General features: G+C 61.2%; 11 protein-coding genes and 1 pseudogene. 4 read left to right on the forward strand and 8 right to left on the reverse strand.

Translation table 11 applies throughout. The features are described 5' to 3' along the window. Window positions 1-206: 206 nt before the first annotated feature. The 7 genes from PSH57_RS05675 to PSH57_RS05705 all read right to left on the reverse strand — a co-directional run bounded on the left by PSH57_RS05675 (window position 207) and on the right by PSH57_RS05705 (window position 15,618). Window positions 207-1,547: a sigma-54-dependent transcriptional regulator gene (locus PSH57_RS05675; RefSeq protein ID WP_305388335.1), complete on the reverse strand. Its 1,341-nt coding sequence runs from the start codon at window positions 1,545-1,547 to the stop codon at window positions 207-209. After that, complete coding sequence (locus PSH57_RS05680; RefSeq protein ID WP_305388337.1) at window positions 1,540-3,306, reverse strand: sensor histidine kinase; 1,767 nt, start codon at window positions 3,304-3,306, stop codon at window positions 1,540-1,542. The genes PSH57_RS05675 and PSH57_RS05680 overlap by 8 nt, the downstream gene beginning before the upstream one ends. 74 nt (window positions 3,307-3,380) lie before the next feature. Continuing rightward, on the reverse strand, window positions 3,381-5,012 hold the full coding sequence (locus tag PSH57_RS05685) for an RHS repeat-associated core domain-containing protein (protein ID WP_305444847.1): 1,632 nt from the start codon (window positions 5,010-5,012) through the stop codon (window positions 3,381-3,383). After that, the gene (locus PSH57_RS05690) at window positions 4,987-6,195 is read right to left on the reverse strand and encodes an RHS repeat domain-containing protein (RefSeq protein ID WP_305444849.1); all 1,209 of its coding nucleotides are present in this window, start codon (window positions 6,193-6,195) and stop codon (window positions 4,987-4,989) included. Before PSH57_RS05690 ends, PSH57_RS05685 begins: the two co-directional genes overlap by 26 nt. A 77-nt stretch (window positions 6,196-6,272) precedes the next feature. Then, window positions 6,273-9,059, reverse strand: a complete 2,787-nt coding sequence (locus tag PSH57_RS05695) for an RHS repeat domain-containing protein (RefSeq protein WP_305388343.1) — start codon at window positions 9,057-9,059, stop codon at window positions 6,273-6,275. A gap of 3 nt (window positions 9,060-9,062) precedes the next feature. Further along, the gene (locus PSH57_RS05700) at window positions 9,063-13,535 is read right to left on the reverse strand and encodes a SpvB/TcaC N-terminal domain-containing protein (RefSeq protein WP_305388345.1); all 4,473 of its coding nucleotides are present in this window, start codon (window positions 13,533-13,535) and stop codon (window positions 9,063-9,065) included. Between the two features lie 559 nt (window positions 13,536-14,094). Continuing rightward, the gene (locus tag PSH57_RS05705; protein WP_058546051.1) at window positions 14,095-15,618 is read right to left on the reverse strand and encodes a fumarate hydratase; all 1,524 of its coding nucleotides are present in this window, start codon (window positions 15,616-15,618) and stop codon (window positions 14,095-14,097) included. A gap of 492 nt (window positions 15,619-16,110) precedes the next feature. Here PSH57_RS05705 and PSH57_RS05710 point away from each other — a divergent pair, with 492 nt between their 5' ends. Beyond that, window positions 16,111-17,217 carry a GGDEF domain-containing protein gene (locus PSH57_RS05710; RefSeq protein WP_256230498.1) on the forward strand — a complete coding sequence of 369 codons (1,107 nt, stop codon included), beginning with the start codon at window positions 16,111-16,113 and terminating at the stop codon, window positions 17,215-17,217. Beyond that, a complete protein-coding gene (locus PSH57_RS05715) occupies window positions 17,210-18,148 on the forward strand; it encodes an iron-sulfur-binding ferredoxin reductase (RefSeq protein ID WP_305444850.1) in 939 nt (312 codons plus the stop codon). The genes PSH57_RS05710 and PSH57_RS05715 overlap by 8 nt, the downstream gene beginning before the upstream one ends. A gap of 705 nt (window positions 18,149-18,853) precedes the next feature. Here PSH57_RS05715 and pyk read toward each other — a convergent pair. After that, window positions 18,854-20,307 (reverse strand): annotated as a pseudogene (pyk, locus tag PSH57_RS05720) (pyruvate kinase). A 357-nt stretch (window positions 20,308-20,664) separates the two neighbouring features. On the opposite strand from pyk, the gene PSH57_RS05725 reads away from it, so the two are divergent. Further along, window positions 20,665-21,039: a tetratricopeptide repeat protein gene (locus tag PSH57_RS05725; RefSeq protein WP_305388351.1), complete on the forward strand. Its 375-nt coding sequence runs from the start codon at window positions 20,665-20,667 to the stop codon at window positions 21,037-21,039. A 286-nt stretch (window positions 21,040-21,325) separates the two neighbouring features. Then, window positions 21,326-21,685: a PilZ domain-containing protein gene (locus PSH57_RS05730; RefSeq protein WP_305388354.1), complete on the forward strand. Its 360-nt coding sequence runs from the start codon at window positions 21,326-21,328 to the stop codon at window positions 21,683-21,685. Window positions 21,686-21,882 lie beyond the last annotated feature (197 nt).

The raw sequence follows: 21,882 nt of genomic DNA on the forward strand, positions 1-21,882 counted from the left end.
CTTGGGTGAAAGGAGGAGGGGTGAAATCTCCCACGGTCTGTACTGCGGCTAACAGTCAGAAGCGGACTTTGTCCCTCCTCCTCCCTTCAAGTCTTACCATACAAGCGGGTTCGGATCGTTCACAAAATTTGAAGTCCACCACAGATCCCTGTGGGAGCGAGCCTGCTCGCGATGAGGCCAGTACAGTCGCAAAAAATTGCGCAGCCCTAGAGGAACATCTCCCGACTCAACCCATGTCGCTGCATCTTTTCATTGAAGGTGCGACGCGGTAGTTGCAACTCCTCGAGCACCGCTTTCACATCGCCCTTGTGCCGCGTCAGGGCGGCGCGCAGGCATTGAGCTTCGAAAGCTTCCTGTCGGGCCGCGAGGGACTGGCCAGGCTCCGTGTCCAGGACGCGGGGTTGATCCAGTCCCAGCAGGTGACGCTCGGCGACGTTGGCCAGTTCACGCACGTTGCCCGGCCAGTCGTGGCCGAGTAAATGACTCAATTGCGCACCGCTCAAGGGCACGGCGGGGCGGCCCAGGCGTTCGGCGGCGTTGTGGGTGAAGTGTTCGAACAACAATGGAATGTCTTCGCGCCGTTCACGCAACGGCGGCAGGCGCAGCTCGGCGATGTTCAGGCGATAGGCCAGGTCTTCGCGAAAACGTCCGGCGCGGGCTTCGTCGAGCAAGTCAGGCTTGGTGGCGGCGATGATGCGCAGGTCCACATGGATGCTCTGGTTGGACCCCAGGCGTTCGAGCTTTTGTTCCTGCAACACCCGCAGCAACTTGACCTGTTGGGCCAGGGGCATGCTCTCGATTTCATCGAGAAACAGCGTGCCGCCGTGGGCGTATTCGAGCTTGCCGATGCGCTTGCCCTGGGCGCCAGTGAAAGCGCCGCTTTCATGGCCGAACAGTTCGGCCTCGAACAGCGGTTCGGGGATGGCCGCACAGTTCAATGCCACGAAGGGTTTGTTCGCCCTGGGACCGAAGTCGTGCAGGCAACGGGCGACCAGCTCCTTGCCGCTGCCGGTTTCGCCACGGATCAACACGTTGACCGGCAGTGTCGCCAGGTCCAGCACTTGGCGACGCAGGTTTTGCAGCGCCCGTGAAACCCCAAGCAGTGTCCCATCAAGCTTGTCTTTGACGTCGGCCCGCTCGTGCAGGCGACGGTTCTCCAACACCAGCGTGCGCTTGTCCAACGCCCGGCGCAGGCTGCCGAGCAGGGTTTCGGGCGTGAAGGGTTTTTCCAGGAAATCGTAGGCGCCGTCGCGCATGGCTTCCACGGCCATCGGCACATCACCGTGGCCGGTCAGCAGGATCACCGGCAGGTCCGGGTCGCGTCGGCGCACTTCGGCCAGCAGCTCCAGGCCGCTGAGCCCGGGCATGCGCACATCGCTGAGAATCACCCCCGGGAAATTCCCCGGCAATTGCGCCAGGCACTCTTCGGCGCGACTGAACAACTGCACGTCAAAACCCGACAGGCTCAGCCATTGCTCGACGGCGCTGCGAATGCTCGCCTCGTCATCGACGACGATTACTTTTTTCAGTGTGCAAAGGCTAAGCATGCAACTGTGCCTCCTGATCGATCGGCAAGGTCACGCAGAACTGCGCGCCGTTTTCATGATTGTCGGCCGTCAGTCGTCCACCCGATTCATGAATGATTGCAAACGAAACCGCCAGGCCCAGGCCCAGGCCATCGCCCACCGCCTTGGTGGTGAAGAACGGGTCGAACACCTGGTTCAAATGCTCCTCGGCGATCCCGGTGCCGCTGTCACTGACGGTCAGGCGCCACAACTGGTCATCGGCTTCCAGACGCACTTGCAGGCGTTTGAGCGGCTGGCCCGCCATGGCGTCGAGGGCGTTGCCCAGCAGGTTGATCAGCACCTGTTCGAGACGGATTGCATCGCCCCGTACCCACGCCGGGCGGCTCAGGTGCAGCACCGTGCTGACCTGTTCGTCCCGCAGACGCGTGTCCAGCAGTTGCAGTGCCTGGTCTACTACCGCCGCCAGATCCAGCCGTTCGCGCAGGCCGCTGGGGCTTTTGCGGGCGAAGGTTTTCAGGTGGCCGGTGAGGGCGGCCATGCGGGTCAGCATGTCGTCCAGGGGCTTGATGGCCTTGTAGGCATCATCGACCCGGCCGTGATCCAGGAGCAGGCGCAGGGTAGCCAGTTGCATGCGCTGGGTCGTCAGCGGTTGGTTGATTTCATGGGCCAGGGCCGCCGACATCTGCCCCAGGGCCGCGAGTTTGGCTGATTGCACCAGGCCGTCCTGAGCGGTGCGCAAATCCCGGGTGCGTTCCTCCACCAGCCGTTCGAGCTCTTCACGACTGCGCTGGCGCAGCTTCGCCAGGCGCCAGCGCTGGTTGAGAAACAGCAGCAGGAACACCAGGGCCAGCCACAATCCGGCGGCGGCGAGCGCGGCGTTGCGACTGTCTTCAAAGGCGATCTGCGGCCGCCGCAGCAAGTGCAGCGTCCAGCCTTCGGTGCTCAACGGCAAGGACTCCCACAGGTAATCCGCGGGCCCATCGGGGGCCGTGACCCGGGCCAGATGACTGTTGTCGTCAAAGCGTCGCAGCGGCTCAACGGCCAAGGGTTGCAGCGGCTGCTTGTCGTATTGGCGAGTGGCCTTGAGCTCGGCGCGATCGCTATCGGTCAAGGGTTGCAAGTGGCGATAACGCCAGCCCTCTCGGTTGGCGATGAAAATGATGCCCCGTGCATCGCTGACCAGCAAGGTGTCGCTGCCCTGGCGCCATTCGCGTTCCAGTTCAGGAAACTCCAGCTTGACCACCATGGCGCCCAGGAACTCACCGTCGTCGTCGGTTACTGCGCTGGACAGGAAGTAGCCCGGAATGCCACTGGTCACACCCACCGCATAAAAACGCCCGGTGCCCTGGGTTCGGGTCTGGAGGAAATACGGCCGAAAGCCGTAATTGTGCCCGACATAACTGCTGGGCAGGCGCCAGTTGCTGGCCGCGACGGCCAGGCCGGTGTGGTCGAGCAACTCCAATGTGGAAGATTTTGCGGCGCCGTTGATCTGTTCCAGCTTTCGATTCAGCGCGTCCTGTTGCGTTGTGCTGACCGGCCCCTTGAGGGCCGAGCGCAACTCCGGGTCCAGCGCCAGCACGGCGGGCAGGGCGCGGTAGCGTTCGATCAGGGTATGCAGGGAATTGGCGTACAACGCCAATTGTTGGTTCGCCCGGCTGGCATCCTCCTCCAGGGCTTGGCGTTCGGCGTGACGCATGGCCAGGGTGGCGGCAACGATGGCGCCAGCGAGGATTAGCAAGGTGTACAACGACAGACGCAAGGGACGAGGTATTGCCGGCATGTGACTGTTTCAAGGGCTGGAGAGGGATGGGCACGATAGCACGCCGTATGCGGCGATGGGCCCCGGCGCCAGGCTTATCTGAGCATGCTCTGGGTCTTCCTCAATCGACCGATGGTTGCCTCCATTTCCCTTCTCAGGCTTTGCGGTGTGTCGCCACTGGATTGGCCAAATATTTTGCTGAGCGGCCGGTAGGTATTGACGGCGTCAAGTTGTGCCTCGGCAAACAGCGTATCGATGTGGGCCATCTGTGCGTTCAACACTTCAATCATGCCGTTGATGTGCGTATCTGCCCGGGCGATTTTTTCCTCGGTCAGTTCATGACTTGCAGCGCCAATTTCATGAATGATTTCGATGGTTCCCAAAACAGCGCCAACCACGGCTCCTACTTCGCTGGCGGCCACGGTTCCTGTCGCTTTCAGCGCTATTTTGGTGCCCGTGCTGGTCACTTCCTTTCCCGCTTTCAAGACGTTCTTTTGGGACGGCGCGCTGACTGCATGGGCCAGGTCCCGGGCTTTTGCCTTGGCATAGTGAGAAAAGTCCATATTTTTGTATTCGCCTTTCCTGACGATTTTTTCAGGGTCCAGTTTCCGGCTCTTGAAGTTGACCGCTGCGCTGAGACTCAACCGCTCCAGCGCATAATCCAGACCAATGCTTACCGCTTTGCTGGTCGCGAATCCCAACGCGGCTCCCAGCACCATGCCGGGAGGGCCTGCGACGCTGCCCATTGCGGCGGTGGCGATGCCAACCGCCACCCCCGTTCCGTAACTGATCGCCTGTGCACCTACATGGGCGGCGACACGGACCGCCGCGGAGTGGATGTGTGCTGTTGTCGAGCGATGGCTGGCCAGTTGAGTTTGCGCTTCGCTGGCTCTGCGTGAAGTCAGCTTCATGATGTCCGTGAACTTTCTGATCTCCTTGTTCAGTCGGTTACGTTTGCTCCGCTGTTGCCAATAGGCAGCGCTCTGGGCCTTTCTCGCATCTCTCTGGGCCGCGGTCTCGACGATCAACCCTTGGTCGTCGGTAAACGTCATCGGGTTATTGCCGACAAAGCCATACAGGTTCAACCCGTCCACATCCCCCGCCGGGTCCGCGCTGACCCACCGCTGCAACCACGGGGCGTAGTAACGCGCGCCGTAGTAATACAACCCGCTGGTGTCCATTTCCTTGCCTGAATAACGAAGGGTCTTGTAGTCGACTTCAAGGCTGGAGCGGGCGGCGCGCCAGGCGGTGCCACCGAAGGGGTAGTAGTGCTCAAGGCTGATCAAGGCACCGTGGCGGTCCAGTTCCAAGGAGCTGGAGCCCAAGTGATCGTCGAGGTTGTAGCGCAGTTGGTCGGCTTCAATGGCGCTTGGCTGGCCGGCTTCCCAATGCAGGCAACGAACGCTTCCATGGGCCAATGCACAGGTGACCACGTGCAGTTGTTCGCCGTGGCTGCTGGTGCGGATTTCCAGGCCCGGCAAATATCGCGTTTCGTGGCGAGTGCTGGCGGTGGTGTGGGTCTTGCTGACCCGTTCGCCCTGGCTGTAAAGACAGGTTTCGTCATCGTCCGGCAAACCGTTGTCGCGTTTGAGCAAGGTGACTTTACTGAGCTGGTCGCGAGCGTCCCACACCAGCGACTGCGCGCCGCGTTGCAGGTAAAGCTGGTTGCCATGGGCATCGAACAGCGCGTCGAAAGCCGGTTCAGGTTCGCCTTCGGTCCACTGCACGCCTCGGTTGCTGTGAGGGTCGATGCGCAGTGTCCGGGTGTGATTGTTGCCGTCGCGAACATTGACGCAGTCGGGTCAGGTTGTTGCCGGCGTCGTAGTCATAAAGCTGGGTGTAGTTGAAACGATGCCCGGGGTCGATGGGGACGACTGGCTCGGGTAAGCCGGGATGCAGGTGAGGTATCGCGCCCTCGAAACCGCTGGCGCTGAGCAAACGGTAGAGCGAGTCGTAGGTAAAGTCGCGATGACCCTCTATGCGCTGGTTGGCAAAGAACAGAGGGGCGACGGTAAGGTCTTCGATACGTAGCACATTACCCATGGGGTCATGCAGGTACGCCAGGTTCTGGAGCAGGGCTTGCCCGGATTTTCCAGCCTTGAGGGTGCTCAGTTGATCGGTGGCCGGGTCATAGGTCCAGCGACTGGTCACGCCGTTGGCCGTCTCTTGCCGCTCGATCTGGCCGGCGGCGTTGTAGCGGGCGTCCAGCAGAATCGGTTGTGGCGTGTCCTGGTCCTTGAGTTGCAAGTCCACCTGCTTGAGCTGCCCGCCGATGTCCAGGCGCAGGTAACGGCGGTGGCCAGCGGCGTCGGTCTGGCTCACGGGGGTGCCAAGGGCGTCGAGGGTTTGCTCACAGATGTGGGGGATAGCGTCGGTAAAACGGCGTACCTGGCGCAACGGTTCGCCTGACAGCCCGTAACTGTCCAGATGCACAGTGCCCGAGGGGTCACTCTGCTCAAACAACTGCCCGCGCAGGTTGTGATCAGCATCGGCCGTGGCGTCGGCGTAGGTGAAGGTGTCGACCTCGGCTTGGCCGTTTTCTTCCAGGGCGATCGGGCGCAGTTGAAGGTCATAGGCAATACGCCAATGATTGGCGCGCTGATCCCAGCGTTGCCGGGTTTCACCCGCCAGGCCCGGTAATTCCAGGCGCCATCCGGCATCGACGCTGTCGCTACGCAGCGCATGACCTGCGAGGTTATAGAGGTTGGCCTGGTTGGGTTTGGGGGCATGGCCGAAAAGACGAGGGTCCCACTGCTCAACGAGGTGGCCGATGAGATTGTGGTGCTGGCGGGATATCAATGCGGCGGCGAGGGGAGAGGCCTGGCTGCGCAAGTACATGGTTTGTCGCACGGGCAGGCCCCGGCCATCGACGGCAATGACCTCTGGCGTATGGAAGTGGACGCTAGTCATCGGTCAACGACCTCCAGAGGGTTCGTCGGTCTGATCCTTGGTTGAGATGGACGAGCCCTGCTGCTTCACCCGATGCTTCATCTCAGTCCCCTTGGGGCGGCGGAGTGAGCGTGCCGTCTCAGGTATTGGTTGTCCGTTGTCCCCATGGCTTTGTACTCGGCGAGCCCTCGTTGCGCGTGTGCGATATCGGAAAGGGTCGCCTGGGTTTTGCGGCGCAAGCCCGATCGTGTGATGGGTGCCAATACTTCCGGGGGCGTCATGTAGTTAACGTTGGGGAGCACATCGCGCGGGTAAATGACGTCTCGGCCCAGGGTATTGAAAGCATTTTCGGCCCATGCGGAACGTTGCTCGACCGCTGTTTTCCAGTCGGCGAGCATCGTTTCTATTTTGGCGATCTTGACCGGATCAAGCCGGTTTTTGATGTCTTCGGCCTCCACGGCCCTGGCGAACATATTGAGGGTGGCGGGGATGATAGGTATCCACGACGTCATGACCCTGTTCATTACAAAAACCGGGTTGAGGACGGTGTTGAGCGCCGGGTGGATCAGCTCAGTCTTCACATCCCGCCAGTGCTTGATTTCCTTGGCTGGCGCGTAACCCAGCTTGCGATCAATGGCCTCAACGGACATCTGTGAGGTTTGCGGTATGAGCGCGCCCATCAACTTCGTGCTCTTTAAAATCGGCTCTGCCATCGCGCCGGCGACATCCCCGCCAGCGTTGCCACCCGCCAATCCGCTGACCGTTGTATAGGGCGTGGTGAAAGGTGCGTCGGGCAGCACCACGTCGACCAGCTCTGTGCCCACCACGCCGCCTTCATAGCCGAAGACCCCGGTTGCTACCTCGCCCACCAGATTCCCCATCAGGCTCCTGACGGGACTTTTCTGCTGGATAATATTGTGAAGTTGCCCCAGTAACTGATTGGAGTGTCCACTGAGTTCCGAAAGGAAATTTGAGTAAAGCATGATCACGCTTTCTGCTTTTGCCTGCCCGTCAGTATCCAGATAACGCAGCGGATTGTTCCCCACGAACGTGTACCTGTTCAGCCCATCCACATCCCCTGCCGGGTCGGCACTGACCCAACGCTGCAGCCATGGCGCGTAGTAACGTGCGCCGTAGTAATACAGCCCGCTGAGGTCCATTTCCTTGCCCGAATAGCGCACGGTCTTGTAGCTCGCTTCAATCGCCGAGCGCGCCACCATCCATGCCGTTGCGCCGAACGGGTAATAGCCTTCGTGACTGATCAATTGCGCCTGCTGATCCAGCTCCATCATGCTTGAGCCCAGGTGGTCTTCCAGGCTGTAGCGCAATTGATCGGCGTCGATGTCTGCCGGCTTGCCCGTCACCCAATGCAAGCAGCGGACGTTGATGAAACCGGTATCGAGGGTGATGACGTGCAGCTCCTCACCGTTGTCCCGGGTGCGGATCTCCAGGCCCGGGAGATAGCGTACATCCTGGAAATGGTTGCGCTTGGCGCTATGGGTTTCATGACGCTTGTAGACCCGTGCTCCCTGGCTATAGCGATAATGTTCTTCGTCATTGGCGGCGTTTTCGCGGTCGATCAGGGTGATCGCTGCCAGTTGGTCCCGAGCGTTCCATTGCAGGTTCTGTCCAGGCTGCAATGCCAGGAGATTGCCATGGCGATCGAACAGCGTGTCGAATGACGGGGCAGGGTCACCAGGCTGGTATCGCACCCCTCGGTTGCTGCCCGGGTCGATGAACATCTGCCGGGTGTAACCGGCGCCTTCACGCACATGGGTGAGCTTGGTCAGATTGCCGCCCTTGTCATACTCATAGGTTTGCAGGTAGTTGAGCCGGTTGTTGGGGTCGGTCGGCAGGGGCAGGCCAGGTGTGTCCGAGGGCGGGCCATCGTCGTAACCGCTGGCACGGGTCAACCGATAGAGCGAGTCGTAGCTGAAGGCACGATGGCCGTCGACTCGTTGGTTGGCGAAATGGCTAGGCGTATAGGTGTGGTCGAAAATTCGGGTGATGTTGCCCACCGGGTCGTGGACATATTCGAAGTCCATCAGTGCGGGGGCCTGGGTCTTTTGCGAACGTTGTCTGAGCAGTCGAGCGCTGGCCGGGTCATAGCTCCAGTGGCTGGTAACGCCGTTACCCGCGTGCTGTTCGATGATTTGCCCGGCGGCATTGTATTGGGCATCGTGCAACACCGGCTGCCAGTCGCTTTGCCCCTTGAGTCGCAACTGCACCTGCTTGAGCTGCCCGGCCAGATCGTAGCGCGACTGTTGCTGGTGTTCACCGGCATCGGTCCGCTCAAGGACCGCGCCCGAAGGCCCGAGGCGACGACGGCTGGTAAACGCCTTGCTGTCGTGAAAAATACGCGTCTCACAGAGCGGCAGGCCGACCAGGGCATAACTGTCCAGACGCACCGTACCCGAGGGGTCGACCTGCTCAAGCAACTGCCCGCGCAGGTTGTGATCGGCATCGGCCGTGGCATCGGCGTAGTTGAAGGTATCAACTGCGACCTGACTGCTTTCCTTCAGGGCCACCGGGCGCAGTTGCGGGTCATAGGCAACACGCCAATGACTGCCGCGCTCATCCCAGCGCTGCAAGGTTTCACCCGCCAGGCCCGGCAATGCCAGGCGCCATCCGCCATCGATGCTGGTGGTACGCAGCGGGCGACCGGTGAGGTTGTAGACGTTGCGCAGGTTGGCCGTTTGCGTACCGTAGAAACGTGGGTCCCATCGGGCGATAAGGCGCCCGGCGACGTCATACACCTGGGCCGTGACCAGCGTTTGAGTGTCGTCGTTGGTCGAGCGGCGCCAGTAGTCCACTCGCCTGACCGACCCTGCTCGTGCGTCAAGTACCGACAGGCGCGGTGTACCGCCGTAAGTTTGCCTGCTCACTCGTCAGCTTCCCGGGTCCGTGTCGTTGTAGTCGTGGTCGCACAGGTACCAGGGATGATGCACATGCCAGGCTTCATGGCCCTTGGCATTGACGACCTTGACCAGGCGTCCTGGCGGATCGTAGAACTGCTGGTCGTGGTAGCCGTGCAGGCGCAGCGAGGCGTCGTTGATGTAGCGCCAGGCGTCGGCGAAATACGGCCGATAAACCCGCGTGACCAGCCCTTTGTTGTTGTATTCGACCCGTTCGCTGACGCGCCAGCGCGGGTCGGCCAGGTGCTGCAACGGTTCCTCGTTCTGCAACACCAGCGAGCCGTCCTCGGCCACGGCATAGGCTTCTCCAGGCTCGACCCGCTGCTTGGTTTGCAAGGTGCGGCCGAATCCGTCGATGGCGCTGAGGGTGATGCGGATCTGTTGCAACGGATCGTTCGGGTAGCGATCGGCGCTCAGTACCACGCTGTGAACCGGCTCCCGGGCCGTGGTCTGGATCAGCGTCCACAACTGTTCTTCGGCGGCGGTGCGTTCGGCCAGCCGCGCCAGGTGAGTGCGCGCCCAAGCGCGGACATGGCCGCTGGGCATCAAGTAGCGGGCGCTGATCCACTCGTTGCGCTGCGCAAGGGAGATTTGGGCGGGGTCGAGCGCGCCCATCCAGCTGAACTCGTCGGTGCGCACGGCACTGGCGATTCTGCCCAGGGTCGCTTCGGGGTGCTCGATGGCGTAAGCCGGTGTCTCGTCGTCGGGTGGCTCATAAGTATCGATGGCATCGAAGCCTGCCGGCAGGCCATTTTCGGTGCCGAAAAACGTAATGCCCAAAGGCACACCGTCGGGGCCATACAGCGCTTGCTGGACGTTGTCGTTGGCGTCGATGATGGTCTGTGGCAACAGCGAGTGATAGTTGTATTCGACCTGGGTCGTACAGCCGTCCGGCAGGGTAATGGCGGTGGTCATCAGGTGATAGGCATCGTACGTCAGCGTTGTAACACCATGACTTTGGGTTTCCTGCAGGGCGTTGATCCGGAAGAAGCCGTCAAGCGATTGGTAGGTGGCAAAACCGCTTTTTTTCGACCAGAGATTTTCGGCGGTGTCTTCGTCCGGATCTTCTGGCAGAAACAACTGCATGGGCTCAAAGCCGATTTCTTCCAGTTGCCCGCGGATGTCGAAGGGCGGTGGCACGGCGTCGTAGGCGTCCAGCGCCTGCTTGTCGAACTCGGCCGTCTCCAGCGGGCCGAGCAACGCCTGGAACGCAACATCGCCTTGGTCGTCGCGCAGGTAGTTCTGTTCCTCAAGCGCCACCAATTGGCGTGCGGCTTGCCATTGCGAGGAGTCGTGATGTTCGAGGAAGGTTTCATAGCTGATCTGGCGAGGGTTGAGGCCTTGCGGCAGTTCGCCTTTGGGGCGTTGCAAAGCGTTGGCCCGACTGCGCCAGGGCAGGCCCAGGCGCTGACGCAAGCCGGTTTCGTCGAACAGGTGCAGGTGCTCGGCCCGGCTCTCGATAAGGTGGAATACTTGCTGCTGCTCATCATGGGCATCGAGCCACCAGGTGTTCTCGTCTTCATCGTCGAAGGGGGGCGGGTCGAGTGGCGTAAGGCGCCGGGCGTAATGGATGACGAAGCCGTGAATAAGCTGGCCGTAGAGATTCCATTTCAGATTGATGCCGTGCTGGCTTTGCGGGTCATGGGTAAAACCGTCGTATTGATGGCTGAGCGCCTCCAGATCCAGTATCAGCAGGCTTTTGTGGTGGGGATGGGGTTGGCGCAGCAAATAGCGTTGTTGCGTCACGGTGTAAGGCCGGGCCGTATCGCTCGAGTCGGCGGGATGGGTTTCGGTGCGCAACACCTGGCCGCCCAAGGCATAAGCCATTTCCCGGGCGGTATCGGGGTCGGGCACGATGATCTCGTCGGCCTCGTCGCCTTCATGGAAACGGCTCAACAGCGCAGGGCCAAGTGGCACGGCGTCATCGTCGCCGTCGAAACAGTCCTTGAGAGGTTGATTGACGGTTCGGCCGGTGTGGAACCAGGTCTTGACCAGTACCGGCGCGGTAAAGCCGGTTTCCAGTTCACCGTCGGGCAGCTCGCTGTCCACCTGATGCAACCGACCGAAGCCCCGGAACTCACGGTGATAGCCGTCGTAGTCGCCTTCGAAATAGGTGAAGCGCTGGGTCAGGCAATTGCCAGTGATTTCATCCAGCTGTTGCTGACAGGCCAACAACGGCAGGGCCATGGGCAGATAACAGGTCACTTGCTCGCCCTTCACCCGGCGCTGTGCTTTTTCATCCAGCCAGTACTGCGCACTGCTGCGATAGGTCAGGATGGTGCTGCAGCCCATATTGTTATTGGTGGCGTTGAGCAGATAGGGCCGCGCCGCGACGAAGTCATAACGCCAATGTCTGGGCTTCATATCGGGGGGCATGTGGGGCACGCTCAGCATCAGACTGGCGCAACCCAGGCCCTGCAGATCGGCCAGGATGACCTGGCACAGGTTGTCGTACCGCACGCCCGCCGGCCATTGCACCTTGACGGGAGTTTGCTCAAGACCATTGCCGCCGTGGTTGAGGTAGATATCGAAACAGTCGCTGTTCAGGTAGATCAGCGCGGGCGCCCCGGCGCCGTCCAGGTCGGCGATCCGCACCCGGTCGGCGTCGAATTGCTCGTAGCTGAAGGGCAGGGCGCTCATGACAAAACCCTCGCCGAAACGCCCGTGCCCCAGGTTCGGCCAGCACTTGATTTCATCGAAGCGAATCCGGCACAGCTCGGTGCTGTCGCTGCCCAGCAAATTACCGAACAGCACCAGCTCGCTGCGCGAGTCACTGAACAATGGCAGGGCGCTGTCCGGCTCATGGGGAACATTCACCCCCGGTGCGAACCCTTGCTCGCGGAGATTGGCGTACAGCCGAACGCTTTTGGGACCGATCATGGCCAGGGAGCGCAAACCGTCGCCGTTCAAATCGCTCAGTTGCGCGGCGGGGTGCAGGAACTCCGTGGGAAAACGATCAAACGGGGTGAAGGTCGACCAGCTACGGTCCGGGTTGAGGGTATGGAAGCCACTCATGCCAGGCTGGGCAATGACCCAGTTGAGGCGGCCGCTGCCGGTCAGATCGGTCAGCACCTGTATCACTGCCGGTTTTTGACTGGCGACCGGGATACTGTCCAGGCGTGACCACGGCCCATAACCGATGGCATCGTCATCGGGTCCGGCGCGCTCAGGTTCGCGGTAATACCAGGCATCGGTGTAGCGGCACAGAAAACCCGGAAGACCTTCGCCATACAGGTCCACGCATTGGTAATGCTGGCCGGCTTCGAGGGCGGGCATTGTCTCAAGGTCGAAGAATTTTTCGGGTGCCAGGTTGAGGTCGAAATCGGTGTACTGCAACTCGACCGGAGGGTTGTAATCGACACGGCCTTCAGCGTCCCAGTCCTGATAATGGGCGGCTGTCAGCAGGCTGTAGCCCAGCACGGTGGCGGTGTATTCCAGCACCAGCCGCCGGACCAGGGCCGGTTCAGTATCGGCCACGGCGGGGACGTGGTGGAACATCAACACCTGATGACACAGGCGACGCGTGCCGACCTCAAAACCGTATCGATAGGTGTGAAACGGGTCGCTGCGCAGCAGCCAGGGCGCCTCTTCGGGTGCTTGCCAGGAAGGTTGTTGCGCAAGATCGAGGGTGCGTTGCCCATAGTCGAACAGCAGGTGAAAGTGCCAGTTGCGCTGGGCCGGGTCGGGGTCTTCGAAGCAGTACAGGGTGTCACTGGCGCTGGCGTTGCCATAGCACACCCGCCGCAGGTAGCGCTGAGCGCGGTAGTCATGGGGACCGTCCAGCGCGCCAGGGTCAGCCTGGTACTCATAGTAGATGTGCTCGCCTGCCGGGCTGACTTCTTCGAGCAGCAACCATTCGGCGATGCGTGGCGGTTTTGGGGGATCGGGCTCGGCGTCGGGTTCAGGCTCGGTTTCAGGTTCGGCAATGCGCGACGCGTCGGTTTTGCCGTAGCAATACACATGGCCGTTGCTGCCCTGGACACGCCAGAACGGTGCCTGGCCGTCGGTGGGTGTCCACAATTCATAAATATCGAAGGTGCTTTCGGTCCTGGGGTAATAGCGCACCACCGAGCAGGTTGCACTGCCGGGGCCTGCCAGCGTGCGAATGAGCGGTACCTCGTTGTGGAGTTCGGGCCAGCGGTCAACCCCACCGGCGTCGACCATGACATCCTCATCAGCGTAGTGCGGCACACCTCTGCTGGTTTTACGGGTGATGCTGGCGATGGAAAGTTGCATGCCGATACCGAAGATGCCATTACCACCCTGGCTGCTGTAATGCACGGTCAGCGCGGGCGTCAGGTGCCGGGCGGCGGACAGGGGTAACGGCAGTTCAAAAGAGCTTGCCCCTCGCGTGCCGACAGGGCCGAGGCTGTTGCCGAGGGTGGCGATAGACGCACTGCCGGCGATGGTCGGGGGCACGATCTGGAGGGGTGCTTGTTCTGCCATCGGGATCATCTCTGTTAGCCGACGCCAGGGCGAATACCCGGCATGACTTCAGGATGCCAAGAGATGGTCATTGGGTAACCTGTCAGATCTGACAGGTAGGCGGGCATGCCGATGAACGGCTGAACTCACGCCCGGCGGTGAGCATCCCGTGGGCGCGAGCAGTCCATCACATCCAACATCTTCGCTGATGGTTGCACCGCTATCGCGAGCAAGCCCGCTCCCACAGAGGCGCATTGCTCCCATAGAAGTGGCTTGGTTGGCAGGGAAATTGAAGGCAGTCGCAGGGCGCTTGGCTGAACATGGGATTGGCCCCCAGAAGAGGCCTGGCTGAGCACAGGATTGGAGCCCAGAAGAGGCTTGGCTGAGCACAGAACTGGGGCCCACTGAAGATCCAGTGTGGGAGCAAAGCTTGCTCGCGATGACTGAGGCACATCCAGCATGGATGCAAGCTGACCCAGCGCTATCGCGAGCAAGCTTTGCTCCCACAGGTTTTTTGCTTATAAAAAAAGGCCGGTGGGTTTGTCGCCCACCGGCCTTTTTCACGGCGTCAAAGTGCGTGTTACTGCACTTCCACCGCCAGGCTTTCGCTGATTTTCTTCTGCCAGATTGCCGGGCCGGTGATGTGTACCGACTCGCCTTTGCTATCGACCGCCACGGTCACCGGCATGTCCTTGACCTCGAACTCATAGATCGCTTCCATCCCCAGTTCGGCGAACGCCAGGACCTTGGATTTCTTGATCGCCTGAGCCACCAGGTAAGCGGCGCCGCCGACGGCCATCAGGTAGACGGCCTTGTTGTCCTTGATCGCTTCGATGGCGGTCGGGCCGCGTTCGGATTTGCCGATCATGCCCAACAGGCCGGTCTGCTCGAGGATCTGGCGGGTGAACTTGTCCATCCGCGTGGCGGTGGTCGGGCCGGCCGGGCCCACCACTTCGTCACCCACCGGGTCGACCGGGCCGACGTAGTAGATGAAGCGGCCCTTGAGGTCCACCGGCAAGGTTTCACCCTTGTTCAGCATTTCGACCATGCGCTTGTGCGCCGCGTCACGACCGGTGAGCATCTTGCCGTTAAGCAACACGGTTTCGCCCGGCTTCCAGCTCTGCACGTCTTCCGGGGTCAGGGTGTCGAGGTTCACGCGGCGCGCCGACGGACCGGCTTCCCAGACGATTTCCGGGTAAGCGTCCAAAGGTGGTGCCTCCAGCGACGCCGGGCCGCTGCCGTCCAGCACGAAGTGGGCGTGACGGGTGGCGGCGCAGTTGGGGATCATGCACACCGGCAAGGACGCGGCGTGGGTCGGGTAGTCCATGATCTTCACGTCGAGCACGGTGGTCAGGCCACCCAGGCCCTGGGCGCCGATGCCCAGTTGGTTGACCTTCTCGAACAGCTCCAGGCGCATCTCTTCGATACGGTTCTGCGGGCCGCGGGCCTTGAGCTCGTGAATGTCGATGGACTCCATCAACACTTCCTTGGCCATGACGGCCGCTTTTTCCGCGGTGCCGCCGATGCCGATACCCAGCATGCCCGGTGGGCACCAGCCGGCACCCATGGTCGGAACGGTCTTTAGCACCCAGTCGACGATGGAGTCGGACGGGTTGAGCATGGCCATCTTGGACTTGTTCTCGGAGCCGCCGCCCTTGGCCGCCACGTCCACTTCCACGGTGTTACCCGGGACGATGGAGTAGTGGATCACCGCGGGGGTGTTGTCCTTGGTGTTTTTGCGCGCACCTGCCGGGTCGGCGAGGATGGACGCGCGCAGGACGTTTTCCGGCAGGTTGTAGGCGCGACGCACGCCCTCGTTGATCATGTCGTCCAGGCTCATGGTCGCGCCATCCCAACGCACGTCCATGCCCACGCGCACGAACACGGTCACGATACCGGTGTCCTGGCAGATCGGCCGATGGCCGGTGGCGCACATGCGCGAGTTGATCAGGATCTGCGCCATGGAGTCACGGGCCGCCGGCGATTCTTCGCGCAGGTAGGCCTCGTGCATCGCCTGGATGAAATCCACGGGGTGGTAGTAGGAAATGAACTGCAGGGCGTCAGCAACGCTCTGAATCAGGTCATCTTGCTTGATCACGGTCATGAGTCGCGCTCCTCTCTAAAGACGGGAACATTCAATAAGGTGCCGGCCGCTTGGGTGCATCGGTCGACGGGCGGCACCTCTTAAGGCACGCCGGGCATGCTGGCGCGACGCTAAAAAGGCGCGGCAGTATATCGCAGGCCGGCCCCCTGTGGGAGCGAGCTGCCTTTGTGGCGAGGGGATTTATCCCCGCTGGGCTGCGAAGCAGCCCTGAAAGTCAGTCACCTCGGTGTGTCAGGTTGTTCGCCTTCAGGCATCTTGGGGCTGCTTCGCAGCCCAACGGGGATAAATCCCCTCGCCACAGGTTAACCCTATTCCCTAGTCCAAACAGTTATGAGTCAGCCATCAAACACCTGCGTCAATTGGGCCATTGCTTTGACGCCATTTTTCTGCTCCAGAATTGAATGGTCATTTGTCGAACACGCCACTAAAGTGGCGTCTGGCCTGTAGCGTAGGACGCCTCCTGTCAGTTCCTTTCCCATGGTGAGTCAACGATTGACCCATAACGCCATCCAACGTCTTTTGCTGAAACGCTTCGCCTTGGCGGCCGCGACTTACGCGCTGGCACTGGTGTTGTTGTGGTTGGCATTTTTCAGTGGTCATTACCTCGATTCGCTGCGCGATGTCATCATCGGCAGCGTGTTGGTGGTGTTGTGCCAGGCAGGGCTGTTCGCGCTGTTTATCACTGACCGCAACTTGCGGTTCGCCGACCCCAGTCTCACCGAAATACAGGTACTGATCGGCCTGGGCTGGCAGACCTGGGTGATGGCGCACCTGGACCAGGCCCGAGGCGTATTCCTGGTGTTCTATGTGCTGATCCTGCTGTTCGGGCTGTTCCACTTGTCCCGTCGGGTCTTCGTGCGCTGCGCGATGCTGGTGTTTTTCAGTTTCACCGCCATCACCCTCTGGGACGGCTACTTCTTCAGGCTTCCCGACCCCACGCTGGCCGGGTTGCAGGTGTGCGTGCTGTTTATCGTGCTGGTGTGGCTGGTGCTCTACGCCAGTTACGTGCAGAACTCACGCCAACGCATGCGTCAACGGCGGTTTGCCTTGCAGGCGCACCAGGACACTCTGCGCGGCATGATGCGCCAGCTCGAAGATCTGGTGGCCACGGATGAACTGACCGGTTTATTCAACCGCCGACACTTCCTGCGCCTGGCTTCCCGGGAGCTCAACACGCTCAGGCCCGGTGTTGCCCATGGCCTGGCCTTGATCGATCTCGACCATTTCAAGCGCATCAACGACCTGCACGGCCACGCCGCCGGTGACCAGGTGCTTCAGGCATTCGCCGGCGTCGCCACGGCCTGCCTGCGCGAAGGCGATGTACTGGCCCGTTACGGTGGCGAAGAGTTCGTCATGCTGCTGCCGGCCTGCGACCCGTCGCGGCTGACGGCCTGTTGCGAGCGGTTGCGGCTGGCATTTACTGAAGTCGAGTTGATCGGCTTGCAGGTCGGTTCCCTCAGCCTGTCGGTGGGCATGACGATGCTGGAGACGGGCGACGACCTGGACAACGCATTGCAGCGTGCCGACCAGGCCTTGTACCGTGCCAAGCGAGATGGCCGCAATCGGTGCGCCGCCGCCTGGGAGAACGTCGATGCCTGAAGTAAAAGTCGCCGACCGGCAGTGGACGGTGGCGACGGGCAGTAATCTGCTGGACACGCTGAATCAGGGAGGCGTGGCGGTGCCCTACAGTTGTCGCGCCGGCAGTTGCCATGCGTGTCTGGTGCAGTGCGTGAACGGTGATGTGCGCGACAGTCGACCCGACGCCTTGAGCCCCAAGCAGCGCGAGCAAGGCTGGCGGCTGGCGTGTCAGTGCCAGGTGATCGAGGAGGATGTGCAGATCCACACCTTTGACCCACAACGCGACGGCCGCGCCGCCCAGGTGGCGGCGGCGGATTGGCTGAGCCCCGACGTGCTGCGCCTGCGCGTGATCCCTGAGCGGGCGTTGCGTTACCAGGCGGGGCAGCATCTGGTGCTGTGGGCCGGTGACGTCGCCCGCCCGTATTCCCTGGCGAGCCTGCCCGAAGAAGACCGCTTCCTGGAGTTTCACCTCGATTGCCGCGAACCCGGCCAGTTCATCGACGCGGCGCGACAGATGAAAGCGGGCGACCCGATCGTTCTCGGTGAGTTGCGCGGCGGCGCCCTGCATTACGATCCCGAGTGGCACGATAAACCGCTGTGGCTACTGGCGGCCGGCACCGGCCTGGCACCGTTGTTCGGTCTTTTGCGCGCAGCCCTGCATCAGCATCACCAAGGCACGATTCGTCTTATTCACGTGGCCCATGATGCTGCCGGGCACTATTTGGCCAAACCCCTGGCGGCACTGGCGGCCAAGCATCAACACTTCACCGTGGAGCTGCTGACCACGGCCGAGGCGCCCTCTGCGTTGGCGCAACTGCGGCTTGTTTCCCGGCAAACCCAGGCCTTACTCTGCGGCCATCCCGACCGGGTCGAGGCCTTTGCCAAACGCCTGTACCTGGCTGGCCTGCCGCGTAATCAACTGCTGGCCGATGTCTTCCTGACCCGTGGTTGAGCGCTGATCTTCCGACGCGAGACCGACCATGACCGACACCCAGCGACTGCGCTCGCCGGAGGCGGTGGCGGCGCTGTCGGTGTTTATCAACAGGCGTTGAGTTTTTGTAGTGCCTGGGCTGGCCCCATCGCGAGCAGGCTCGCTCCCACAAGGTGGTGGTCAGTAGGAGACTCTGTGGGAGCAAAGCTTGCTCGCGATAGCGGTGGCTCAGCTTGCATCAATGTTGAATGTACCAACGCCATCGCGAGCAAGCTTTGCTCCCACAGTAGATTTGTGGTGTTCATGAATAATGTGTTCAACACAACCCCCCCCCCGTGGGAGCGGGCTTGCTCGCGAAAGCGGTGGCTCAGCTTGCATCAATGTTGAATGTACCAACGCCATCGCGAGCAAGCTTTGCTCCCACAGTAGATCTGTGGTGTTCATGAATAATGTGTTCAACACAAAACCCCCTGTGGGAGCGGGCTTGCTCGCGAAAGCGGTGGCTCAGCTTGCATCAATGTTGAATGTACCAACGCCATCGCGAGCAAGCTTTGCTCCCACAGTAGATCTGTGGTGTTCATGAATAATGTGTTCAACACAAAACCCCCTGTGGGAGCAAAGCTTGCTCGCGATAGCGCCAGCCCAGGCAACACATTTATCAGGCGGCAACAACCAAAAAGCCCCGCCATTCACCTGGCGGGGCTTTTGTTTTCAGCAGTCGGTCACTCAGACCATCGGGTCGCCAACATGCAGGATTTTCATCCCGTTGGTGCCGCCGATGGTGTGGTAGCTGTCACCCTTGGTCAGGATGACCCAGTCGCCGGTTTGCACCACGCCGCGCTTGACCAGTTCATCCACCGCCGCCTGGCTGACTTCGCCCGGTTGTAGGGCGGCCGGGTCGAACGGCACGGTGTAGACGCCACGGAACATGGCGGCGCGAGCCTGGGTTTCGCGGTGCGGGGAGAACGCGTAGATCGGCACCGAGGAGCGGATACGCGACATGATCAGCGGCGTGTAGCCACTTTCGGTCAGGGCGATGATCGCCTTCACGCCGGGGAAGTGGTTGGCGGTATACATCGTCGCCAGGGCGATGCTCTCGTCGCAGCGCTCGAAGGTCTTGCCGATCCGGTGGCTGGAGGTCTTGCTGGTAGGGTGCTTTTCAGCGCCGATGCAGATGCGTGCCATGGCCTGCACCGCTTCGAGCGGGTAGAGGCCGGCGGCGCTTTCGGCCGAGAGCATCACGGCGTCGGTGTAGTCGAGTACGGCGTTGGCTACGTCGGACACCTCGGCGCGGGTCGGCATCGGGTTCTGGATCATCGACTCCATCATCTGGGTCGCGACGATCACCGCTTTGTTGTGGCGGCGCGCGTGCAGAATGATCTTTTTCTGGATGCCCACCAGCTCGGCGTCGCCGATTTCCACGCCCAGGTCACCACGGGCCACCATCACGGCGTCGGAGGCCTTGATCAGGCCGTCGAGGGTTTCGTCATCGGCCACGGCTTCGGCGCGCTCGATCTTGGCCACCAGCCAGGCGGTGCCGCCGGCTTCGTCGCGCAGTTGACGGGCGTATTCCATATCAGCAGCGTCACGCGGGAAGGACACGGCGAGGTAGTCGACTTCCATTTCCGCGGCCAGTTTGATGTCGGCCTTGTCTTTTTCGGTCAGGGCCGGGGCTGTCAGGCCGCCGCCGCGACGGTTGATGCCCTTGTGATCCGACAGCGGACCGCCGATGGTCACGGTGCAGTTCAGTTCGGTGGCAGTGGCGGTGTCGACGCGCATCACCACGCGACCGTCGTCGAGCAGCAGCTCGTCGCCCACGCCGCAATCCTTGACCAGGTCCGGGTAGTCGATACCGACCACCTGCTGGTTGCCTTCGGTCAACGGATGGCTGGTGGAGAAGGTGAAAGTGTCACCAATCTTCAACTCGATGCGCTTGTTGGCGAATTTGGCGATACGGATCTTCGGGCCTTGCAGGTCACCCAGCAGGGCGACAAAACGGCCATGCTTGGCAGCAAGATCGCGCACCAGCTTGGCACGAGCCTTGTGCTCGTCGGGGGGGTGCCGTGGGAGAAATTCAGACGGGCAACGTCCAGGCCAGCCAGAATCAGCTGTTCGAGAACTTCCGGCGAGTTACTGGCCGGGCCAAGGGTAGCGACGATTTTGGTGCGACGGACGGACATGCAAAACTCCTCAGGTTCAAGCGCCAGCGAAGGCTACTATGCTCTTTGGGTGTAGTCATTGTTCATATGCACTACTTTTTCGTTTCTTTTTCGAAATGAACATTCCTGAAAATTTTTGCGCCTCTACGGCTTCACATTCCTCCTGTGGCGAGGGGATTTATCCCCGCCGGGCTGCGAAGCAGCCCCAAGATGGCAGATGCACATTAACCTGACACACCCAGGTGGCTGGCTTGGGGGCTGCTGCGCAGCCCCAGCGGGGATAAATCCCCTCGCCACAAGAGCACTGCCAAGCTGCGTTTTCGGGTTGAAGATTTTCCCACCCAGGTCGATACAGAGCTCAAGACAGGAGAACCTCCCATGCGATTCGTGCTTTTTATTGCCCTGGCCCTGAGCATCACGGGCTGCACCCGTTGGTCGATGAACCACCACATGAACCTGGCCTACAAGGCCTACGAGCGGGGCAATTGCGAGCAGGTAATGCTCGAACTGTCCAAGGTCGATCGCGCCAGTCGTGCCCGCCGCTACATGCAGCCGGAAGTTTCGATGATGCGCGGCCAGTGCCTGGAACGACAGAAGCTGTTTGTCGATGCGGCGCAAACCTACCAGTTCATCATGACCCAATACCCTAGCAGCGAATACGCCTTCCGCGCCCGGGCCCGGCTCGAAACCCTGCAGAGTCTGGGCCATTACCCGACTCGCAGCGCCTCGGCGATCCGCCCCACGGCGTTCTGACCGTCTGTCAAAAACCATGGCCAGGCGCGATCCCTGGCCATCGCTGCCTTGTACCATTGCGTTTGATGAAACTATCGGGCTGGCCGTCGCCATACCTTAAGCTATATTTGTACAAGTAGTGATTAGAGCCAGGTCTCTAATTAAAGAGGCACCTGTGACCGGCAGAAGTCGAGTCAGAGCGCTCCCAAGCGTCTGGCACCGGAATCGGGGAGAGCGGGCCTGTTCTTGCCGTTCCGAAGTATCGGTAGCCCCTGTAATGGGGGTCGTTCAAAAAGCGATACAGGACATGTACAAAAAGAGGCGAATCGAACGGCACCAGTTGCCGTATTTCCTGCGCGTGTTCAACGGTATGAACGGCAGGCCCATCGGGTTTCTGGGTAACGTGTCGAAAGATGGCCTGATGCTGATCAGCCATTTGCCGCTGATGGTCGGCGCAGACTTTAATCTGCACCTCAAGATCCCTGCCGATGAGGGACCGCAGCTAGACATCGAATTGAAGGCCAATTGCCTTTGGTGTCATGAGGATGTGACGCCGCAGCATTTCGACGCTGGCTTCAGCCTCAACTGGGCGCCGCCGGAGTACGGGCAGCTGGTGAGTGCGTTGCAGCAGTATTTCAGCTTTCATCCGTTGCCAGAGTCGGCTTGAAACCGCCTCTGCAGCAACCGGCCTGACCCTTGCGGGGTTACCTCAATCCAACTTGTGGCAGCGGGCTTGCTCGCCAACGCGGTGGATCAGCTTGCGTCAATGCTCAATGTGCCGACGCCTTCGCGAGCAAGCCCGCTCCCACAGAAAGCAAGGGCATGCCGGACTTGTGAACACCCCAGATCCAGTGTGGGAGCGAG

The sequence above is a fragment of the Pseudomonas hefeiensis genome (assembly GCF_030687835.1).
Lineage (GTDB): Bacteria > Pseudomonadota > Gammaproteobacteria > Pseudomonadales > Pseudomonadaceae > Aquipseudomonas > Aquipseudomonas hefeiensis.

Bases quoted from the DNA above. Each gene is read 5' to 3' on its own strand.
- PSH57_RS05675 (WP_305388335.1), bottom strand. From the start codon at position 1,547: ATGCTTAGCCTTTGCACACTGAAAAAAGTAATCGTCGTCGATGACGAG.
- PSH57_RS05680 (WP_305388337.1), bottom strand. From the start codon at position 3,306: ATGCCGGCAATACCTCGTCCCTTGCGTCTGTCGTTGTACACCTTGCTA.
- PSH57_RS05690 (WP_305444849.1), bottom strand. From the start codon at position 6,195: ATGACTAGCGTCCACTTCCATACGCCAGAGGTCATTGCCGTCGATGGC.
- PSH57_RS05700 (WP_305388345.1), bottom strand. From the start codon at position 13,535: ATGGCAGAACAAGCACCCCTCCAGATCGTGCCCCCGACCATCGCCGGC.
- PSH57_RS05705 (WP_058546051.1), bottom strand. From the start codon at position 15,618: ATGACCGTGATCAAGCAAGATGACCTGATTCAGAGCGTTGCTGACGCC.
- PSH57_RS05715 (WP_305444850.1), top strand. From the start codon at position 17,210: ATGCCTGAAGTAAAAGTCGCCGACCGGCAGTGGACGGTGGCGACGGGC.
- PSH57_RS05725 (WP_305388351.1), top strand. From the start codon at position 20,665: ATGCGATTCGTGCTTTTTATTGCCCTGGCCCTGAGCATCACGGGCTGC.
- PSH57_RS05730 (WP_305388354.1), top strand. From the start codon at position 21,326: ATGTACAAAAAGAGGCGAATCGAACGGCACCAGTTGCCGTATTTCCTG.